The sequence below is a fragment of the Hoeflea sp. genome, from assembly GCF_039975035.1.
Classification (GTDB): domain Bacteria; phylum Pseudomonadota; class Alphaproteobacteria; order Rhizobiales; family Rhizobiaceae; genus Hoeflea.
Genome location: NZ_JBDWHW010000050.1, coordinates 1 through 7,765, shown reverse-complemented (window position 1 = coordinate 7,765; position 7,765 = coordinate 1). Strand labels below are relative to the sequence as shown.

Below are 7,765 nucleotides of genomic sequence, written 5' to 3'. Positions count from 1 at the left end.
GCACGTCGTGGCAGAAATATTTCCCGCCGAACTGCGCGCCGACCCCCATCTGCTGGGTCAGTTTGTGGACTTCGGCTTCCATTTCGAGGTCACGGAACGCGTGGCCTGACTCCGATCCCCTTGTCGGAAGCTCATCGAGATATTTGGTCGAGGCGAGTTTGACGGTCTTGAGATTCATTTCTGCCGAGGTGCCGCCAATGACGATCGCCAGATGGTAGGGCGGGCAGGCGGCGGTGCCGAGCGTCAGGATCTTTTCGCGCAGGAACTCGATCATGCGGTCATGGGTCAGCAGCGAGGGCGTGCCCTGAAACAGGAACGTCTTGTTGGCTGACCCGCCACCCTTGGCGACAAACAGGAAATCATAACTGTCCTCACCTTCCTCATAGATATCAATCTGGGCGGGAAGGTTGGTCTTGGTGTTCTTCTCCTCGAACATCGACAGCGGCGCGAGTTGGGAATAGCGCAGATTGCGGCGCTCATAGGCGTCGAGCACGCCACCGGCCAGAGCTTCGTAATCGCCGCCCTCGGTCCAGACCTTGCGGCCCTTCTTGGCCATGATGATTGCGGTTCCGGTATCCTGGCACATCGGCAGCACGCCGCCGGCGGAGATGTTGGCGTTCTTGAGCAGGTCGAGCGCGACAAAGCGATCGTTTTCAGTCGCTTCCGGATCGTCGAGGATGGCTGCCAATTGCTTGAGATGTGCCGGCCTGAGCAGATGGTTGATGTCGCCAAACGCCGCCTCGGCCAAAAGCCGCAATCCGTCGGTCTCGACGGTCAGGATGTCCTGGCCACGGAAGCTTTCAACGCCGACATGGGCGCCGGTCAGCTTTCGCCATGGTGTCGTGTCGGGTCCAAGAGGGAAGAGATCGTTTGCCACGGGATGCCTTTCCGGTCGCCTGCTGCCACTGATGTGTGTTCAGCGGTCTTAGGATGAAGGCTGATGAATTGCAATTGCGGCATTGGCTGGGGAGCACGACGTTTCGCTTGAATAAGTCCATATATCATGATTTATGGAATTGAACTGATTGCGCTGGTTGCGATAGCCTGGTGCTGCAGTCCCAACCTTGCCGCCAGGCTTCCGGTTTCAATTTGCAGGAGTATGAAATGTCGACGTTTGAGCGGTACCTGACACTCTGGGTCGCGCTGTGCATCGTTGCCGGCATAAGCCTCGGATATGTCTTCCCGTCCGTCTTCCAGGCGATCGGCTCGGCCGAAATTGCCAGTGTCAATCTGCCGGTTGCGGTGCTGATCTGGATGATGATCATTCCGATGCTGGTCAAGATCGACTTTGCATCGCTGGGGCAGGTCAGCCGTCACTGGCGCGGCATTTCGGTTACCCTCATCGTCAACTGGGCGATCAAGCCTTTCACCATGGCCGTCATGGCGTGGTTCTTCATCGGCTGGCTGTTCCTGCCGTGGCTGCCCGCCGACCAGATCAACAGCTATATCGCCGGGCTGATTCTGCTTGGTGCGGCGCCTTGCACGGCCATGGTCTTCGTCTGGAGCAATCTGACCAGGGGAGATCCGCTGTTTACCCTGAGCCAGGTGACGGTGAACGATCTGGTGATGGTCATTGCCTTTGCCCCGATCGTGGCTTTGCTCCTGGGCATTTCCGCGATCACCGTGCCGTGGCAGACCCTGCTTTTGTCGGTGGCGCTCTATATCGTGGTGCCGGTGATCATCGCTCAGGTCCTGCGCAACCGGGTTCTGGCGGCGGGCGGTGGAGCGAAGCTGGATGGATTGCTTGCCAAACTGCAGCCGCTGTCCATCCTGGCGCTGCTGGCAACGCTGGTCGTGCTGTTTGCCTTCCAGGGACAGGCGATCCTTGCCCAGCCGCTGATCATTGTCCTGCTTTCCGTGCCGATCATCATCCAGACTTACCTGATCTTCGGTATTGGCTATATTGCCAACCGGGTGGTCGGGGAGACCCATGTGATTGCCGGACCATCCGCGCTGATCGGAGCCAGCAACTTCTTTGAACTTGCGGTTGCCGTGGCGATCAGCCTGTTCGGGTTCAATTCGGGTGCCGCACTCGCCACCGTGGTCGGGGTGCTGATCGAGGTTCCGGTCATGCTGTCGCTGGTCTGGGTCGTCAACCGGTCGAAGGGCTGGTACGATCTGGCGCCGGCCCTGTCGCGGCGGATGGCCACGAAGGCGCCGGACTAAGCCGGCTGTGATCAGTGCTGTCGTTGGTTCGCCCCGCTCATTTGTCAGGTTGCAATCGGGCGACAAGATGTTGCCCCGCATTCTTTTCATTGAACCAGTGATTTGCTACGGTCTGCCCACAACGGGTGATTTGACTTGAACGCGTAGGCCTGCAGGGCACCGCACAACAATCTGGGCTGGATATGAATATTAAGATGCGGGCAGGCGTGGCGATGATCGCCGTCGCGGTTACTTTCACCGGCGTGGTGGTGGCTCCGCCGCCGGTCCAGGCGCAGGGTTTGCTTGATGCGTTGTTCAAAAGCCCGGCTCAGCGCCAGCGCGAAAAAATGGCGCGGCAACGGGCACGGCCGGAAGCCGTGACCGCAGCCCAGCCGGCCAAGCCGGTCAAGCCGGTGGCGCGGATCAAGGGGCCGAGCTATCACACCTACAAGCCCGATACGCTGGTAACCGTCGATTTCAACAAGCTTTCCGATCCGGTTGTCACCGGCGCGATCGATGATATGGGGCTTTCACCGCTGGGAATCGATCCCTTTGCCGAAGGCCGCCCGGTGCTGGCAGACCTGTCGCTGCGGGCCTTGCCCGAAACCGCGAAGGCGGTGATCGACCATTATTCCACTGATCCGCGCTATCTCTGGGTCGCCGGTACCTCGGTCACCGAACGCGCGCGTGCGGTTGTGGCGGTGCTTGAGGATGCCGATGCGGTTGGATTGTCGGCGGCGGACTACAAGGTCGAAGTGCCGGACGATGCGTTCGATGTCACTCGCGGCACCGAACGGCAGGAACAGCTGATGGCGTTCGAGATGAAGCTTTCGGTGGCGGTGACGGATTATATCCTTGACGCAACCCGCGGCCGCGTCGATCCCAACCGGATTTCCGGATACCATGATTTCAAACGCAAAAACCCTGATCTGGCGGACCGGCTCGAAGCTGTCGCCAAGGCCGCCGATCCGGCTGAAGCACTGCTTGCACAAAATCCGCAAGGTGCGCATTTCGAAGCGCTCAAGGCAGAACTCAAACGCTTGCAGGATCTTGATGAGGGCGAGCGTGTCAATATTGCCGAGGATCTGTTGCTCAAGCCGGGACGATCCAATCCTGAACTTTCCAAGGTGATGGCGGCGATCGCGCTCAAGGGCAGCGATGCACTGAAGGCCGATCATGCGCTGGTGCTGGCAAGCTATGCTGGCAAACCGGAATATGACGACGAGATCGTGGCGCTGGTGAAGGATTTCCAGAAGGAAGCCGGCCTCAAGCCCGACGGCGTCGTCGGGCCGGCGACGCGGCGTGCACTTGTCGGTATCACCAATGCGGACAAGATCGAGAAGGTTTTGCTGGCGATGGAACGGTCACGCTGGCTGCCCGGTGTGCTTGCCTCGCGCCGGGTATTTATCAATCAGCCAGCCTATACCGCTACCTATTACAATGGTGGCAAGGCGGAACTCTCCATGCGGGTCGTGGTTGGGAAGAAATCCAATCAGACCAATTTCTTTGACGACGAGATCGAGCTTGTCGAGTTCAATCCCTATTGGGGCGTGCCGCAGTCAATCATTGTCAACGAGATGCTGCCCAAGCTTCGCGCTGATCCGTCCTATCTGGACCGGCTTGGCTATGAAGTGACCTCCGGCGGGCGCGCCGTGGCCTCAAGCGCAATCAACTGGAACACAATCAGCAAGACCAGCCACATCGGCGTGCGTCAGCCGCCAAGCGATGGCAATGCGTTGGGTGAGCTCAAGATCCTGTTCCCCAACTCCCACGCTATCTACATGCACGACACGCCTTCGAAATCATTTTTCCAGCGTGATTCCCGCGCCCTGAGCCATGGCTGCGTTCGTCTGCAGGATCCTCGCGCCATGGCGGCAAAAGTGCTGGGCACGTCGGTCGCCGACATTGGCAGCTACATTGCCGGTGGCCGGAACAAGCAGGTCAATCTGCCCAGCAAGATCCCGGTTCACGTTGCCTACTTCACCGCCTGGCCGGACGAACACGGCAAGGTCGAGTATTTCAGTGACGTGTACGACCGTGACAACTACCTGCGGCGCGCGATTGATGCCACGGAAAAAGCCCGGACTTCCTGATTTACGAAATAACCCGCGTTCCGGCGTTTGGCTTGTTCCTGTCACGCTTAAACCAGAAGGTTTGAGCGTGACATGCCTGGAGCCCGCGTTGAAACAGTCCGGGCGTACTGTGCAAAGCGTCTCCAGCGTTACAGGTGGGCCAGACTTGTCGCGGAGTGATCGGCAATCGGATCGCTTCCGTCAATCAGCGCATCAGGACCTGCAACCGCTTGCAGCGATTTCAGGTTGGTGATGATGATACGCATCCCGTCCATGGCGACACCATCGGCCCGCAGCGACTTGATGGCGCGCGAAAAGTTCTCTGGCGTCATGCCAAGCAGGGATGCGAGCAATCGTTTTTCCACGGGCAACACAAAGCTGGCGGCGTTTCCCGCGACTTTGGACTGGCGATAGATATAGGCCGCGACCCGCTCCCTGGAATTGCGCAGTTTCAGACTCTTGGCGTGGCGCACCACGGACCGGTAGCAACTTGCCAGCTCGGTGATCGTCGACATGGCGAATTCGGGATCAAGCCGGAATGTTGCACGCAGATCCTTGGCCGGGACCATGATGATGTGCGATTTCTCCACCGTCCGCGCCGACATAAGATAGGGCGCATCCTTGATGCAGGCGGCAAGGATAAAGGTCGAGAGCGGCCTGACAACCGCCATGGTGGTTTCGCGGTCACGCCATCTTGAAAACAGCTCGACCGTGCCTTCCATCATAATGTGCAGAAAATCCGCGGACTCGCCCTGGCGTATCATTTCGAGGTGCGCGGGGAAGGACTGCGCATAGGCTGCCTGCATGAGCTTCTCGAAATTCGCGGGGCTCATGTCCCGGAAAAGCGGCAGTCTCCGAATCTCCGGTTTGTCTTCCTCCCGCATGCCTTTTCTCCCTCAATCCTGACTTGCCGGAACTCAATTCGGGTTCGTTCTATTGCTGGCACATCAATTGATAAATGTCATCTCTGCAAATGACATAATTGTTTTGAGCCTTTGATCATTGGCAATTCCGGTTCGATTGCTCGCGGGGATGCCGAACGGTTTGATCTGCATCAACGAGATGGGTCAAGGAGCATGGATTTTGGCATCCGAGCGTCCATCAAGACCGTTGCTGGACACAAAATCGCGCACGGGATTTCCGGCGCGCCATGCGGAGATAGACAATGCTGGATAAGGTAAATGTACCCGACAGCGAACGCACGCGGGCTCTTGGGCTGAGTACAGTGGCGTTCACGGCCTGTTTTGCGGTTTGGACCATATTCTCGATCATCGGAATCGAGATTAAGTCGGAACTGGGGCTCAGCGAGTTTCAGTTCGGGCTGCTGGTGGCGACCCCTATCCTCACCGGTTCGCTGACCCGGCTGATTCTCGGCGTCTGGACCGAGAAATATGGCGGTCGCATCGTGTTCACGGTTCAAATGCTGCTCACTGCGGCGGCGACATGGATGCTCACCTGGGCCAGTTCCTACACGATGTACCTCATTGCAGCGCTTGGCATTGGTCTTGCCGGCGGTTCGTTCATCATCGGTGTGGCCTATGTCTCGCGCTGGTATGATGCGGGACGGCAGGGTACCGCTCTGGGGATTTTCGGCGCCGGCAATGTCGGTGCCGCGGTGACCAAGTTCGTGGCGCCCTTTATCATGGTGGCCTATGGCTGGCAGGGCGTCGCCCATGTCTGGGCCGGCGGTCTGGCGCTGATGGCGGTGATCTTCTTTGTCTTTGCCAAGGACGATCCGAAGCTGGTGGCGCAACGCAAATCCGGACTGAAGTCACCTTCGCTGACCGAGCAGTTCGCACCGCTGAAAAACCTGCAGGTGTGGCGTTTCTCGCTCTACTATTTCTTCGTCTTCGGTGCATTCGTGGCGCTGGCTCTGTGGATGCCGCATTATCTTGTCGATGTCTACAATCTGGATATCCGCACCGCCGGCATGTCTGCTGCGGCGTTCTCCCTGTCGGCATCGCTGTTCCGTGCCTATGGCGGACATCTGTCCGACCGGTTCGGCGCTCGCGCGGTGATGTACTGGACCTTCGGCTTCTCGCTGGTACTGCTGTTCATGCTGTCCTACCCGCCGACTGACTATGTCATCATGGGCAAGGATGGTCCGATCGCCTTCAGTACGCAGATGGGGCAATGGCCGTTTGTCATCACTCTGTTCGTGCTCGGCTTCTTCATGAGCCTGGGCAAGGCGGCGGTGTTCAAGCATATCCCGGTTTACTACCCCAACCATGTCGGCGCGGTAGGGGGACTGGTCGGCATGATTGGTGGCCTTGGCGGCTTTGTCCTGCCGATCAGCTTCGGCGCGCTGCTCGATCTGACCGGCATATACACCAGCAGTTTCGCGCTGCTGTTCATCCTCGTCGCCATCTCGCTGACATGGATGCACCTGTCTGTGCGGGCAATGGAACAGGCGGCGCAGGGCGATGCGCTGGGCAAGCTGCCGCAATTGCCTGAAATGCAGGACATGCATACTCCGGAGGTGCAGGCGAGAGCTCACCTGCTGGAGGAATGGAAGCCCGAGAATCCCGAGTTCTGGGAGAGCAAGGGCCGTCGCATTGCACGTCGCAACCTGTGGATCTCGATCCCGGCGCTGCTTCTGGCCTTCTCGGTCTGGATGGTCTGGTCGGTTGTCGTGGCACGGTTGCCGGCCATCGGCTTTGACTTCACCCAGGGACAATTGTTCTGGCTTGCCGCTCTTCCTGGCTTGTCGGGTGCAACCTTGCGGATCTTCTACAGCTTCATGGTGCCGATCTTCGGCGGCAGGCTGTGGACCACACTGTCTACCGCATCGCTGCTGCTGCCCGCCATGGGCATCGGTTATGCCGTCCAAAACCCGGAAACACCCTATCTGATCTTCCTGGTTCTGGCGCTGCTGTGCGGCTTTGGCGGCGGCAATTTTGCCTCGTCGATGGCCAATATCGCCTTTTTCTATCCGAAGGCGGAAAAGGGCAACGCCCTGGCGCTGAATGCCGGTCTGGGCAATCTCGGTGTCTCGGTGATGCAGTTCGCAGTGCCGATAGCCATCACCACCAGTGTCTTCGGCGTCATGGGCGGCCAACCGCAGACCATGTCGGACGGCGGGCAATTATGGATGCAGAATGCCGGCTTCATCTGGGTGCCGCTGATCATCGCGGCAACCATTGCAGCCTGGATCGGGATGAACGACATCGCTGACGCAAAAGCGAGCTTCAAGGAGCAGTCGATCATCTTCAGCCGCAAGCACAATTGGATCATGTGCGTGCTCTACACCGGTACTTTCGGCAGCTTCATCGGTTACTCGGCTGGGTTTCCGCTCCTGACCAAATTGCAGTTTCCTGAAGTCAACGCGCTGCAACTGGTCTTTCTCGGGCCGCTCGTCGGGGCGCTGTCGCGTGCCGCCACCGGCTGGGTTTCCGACAAGTTCGGCGGCGGTCGGGTTACCTTTTGGACCTTCCTGGCGATGATCGTGGCGGTGTTCGGCGTGATCTTCTTCATCGGCATCAAGGAACAGCCGGGTGCGTTCTGGGGCTTCTTCGCCTCGTTCATGGCGCTGTTCTTCCTGACCGGTG

General features: G+C 58.9%; 5 protein-coding genes. 3 read left to right on the top strand and 2 right to left on the bottom strand.

Annotated elements, in window-relative coordinates; genetic code table 11:
- Positions 1-877 (bottom strand): fumarate hydratase (locus ABJN75_RS03970; RefSeq protein WP_348437074.1); only part of this gene is annotated, 877 nt, incomplete at its 3' end.
- Positions 878-1,104: 227 nt separating this feature from the next.
- On the opposite strand from ABJN75_RS03970, the gene arsB reads away from it, so the two are divergent.
- Complete coding sequence (gene arsB / locus ABJN75_RS03965) at positions 1,105-2,166, top strand: ACR3 family arsenite efflux transporter (RefSeq protein ID WP_348437072.1); 1,062 nt, start codon at positions 1,105-1,107, stop codon at positions 2,164-2,166.
- 182 nt (positions 2,167-2,348) lie between these two features.
- Positions 2,349-4,238 carry a L,D-transpeptidase family protein gene (locus ABJN75_RS03960; RefSeq protein WP_348437070.1) on the top strand — a complete coding sequence of 630 codons (1,890 nt, stop codon included), beginning with the start codon at positions 2,349-2,351 and terminating at the stop codon, positions 4,236-4,238.
- 128 nt (positions 4,239-4,366) lie between these two features.
- Here ABJN75_RS03960 and ABJN75_RS03955 read toward each other — a convergent pair whose 3' ends face one another.
- Positions 4,367-5,101: a helix-turn-helix domain-containing protein gene (locus ABJN75_RS03955; protein WP_348437068.1), complete on the bottom strand. Its 735-nt coding sequence runs from the start codon at positions 5,099-5,101 to the stop codon at positions 4,367-4,369.
- A gap of 281 nt (positions 5,102-5,382) precedes the next feature.
- Between ABJN75_RS03955 and ABJN75_RS03950 the strand changes: the two genes are divergently transcribed.
- Positions 5,383-7,765, top strand: a 2,383-nt coding sequence (locus ABJN75_RS03950) for an MFS transporter (protein ID WP_348437066.1), incomplete at its 3' end; no start/stop codon positions are given.

What these genes read in the sequence shown, in the direction of transcription:
- ABJN75_RS03955 (WP_348437068.1), bottom strand. Translation starts at nt 5,101, where the DNA reads ATGCGGGAGGAAGACAAACCGGAGATTCGGAGACTGCCGCTTTTCCGG.
- ABJN75_RS03960 (WP_348437070.1), top strand. Translation starts at nt 2,349, where the DNA reads ATGAATATTAAGATGCGGGCAGGCGTGGCGATGATCGCCGTCGCGGTT.
- arsB (WP_348437072.1), top strand. Translation starts at nt 1,105, where the DNA reads ATGTCGACGTTTGAGCGGTACCTGACACTCTGGGTCGCGCTGTGCATC.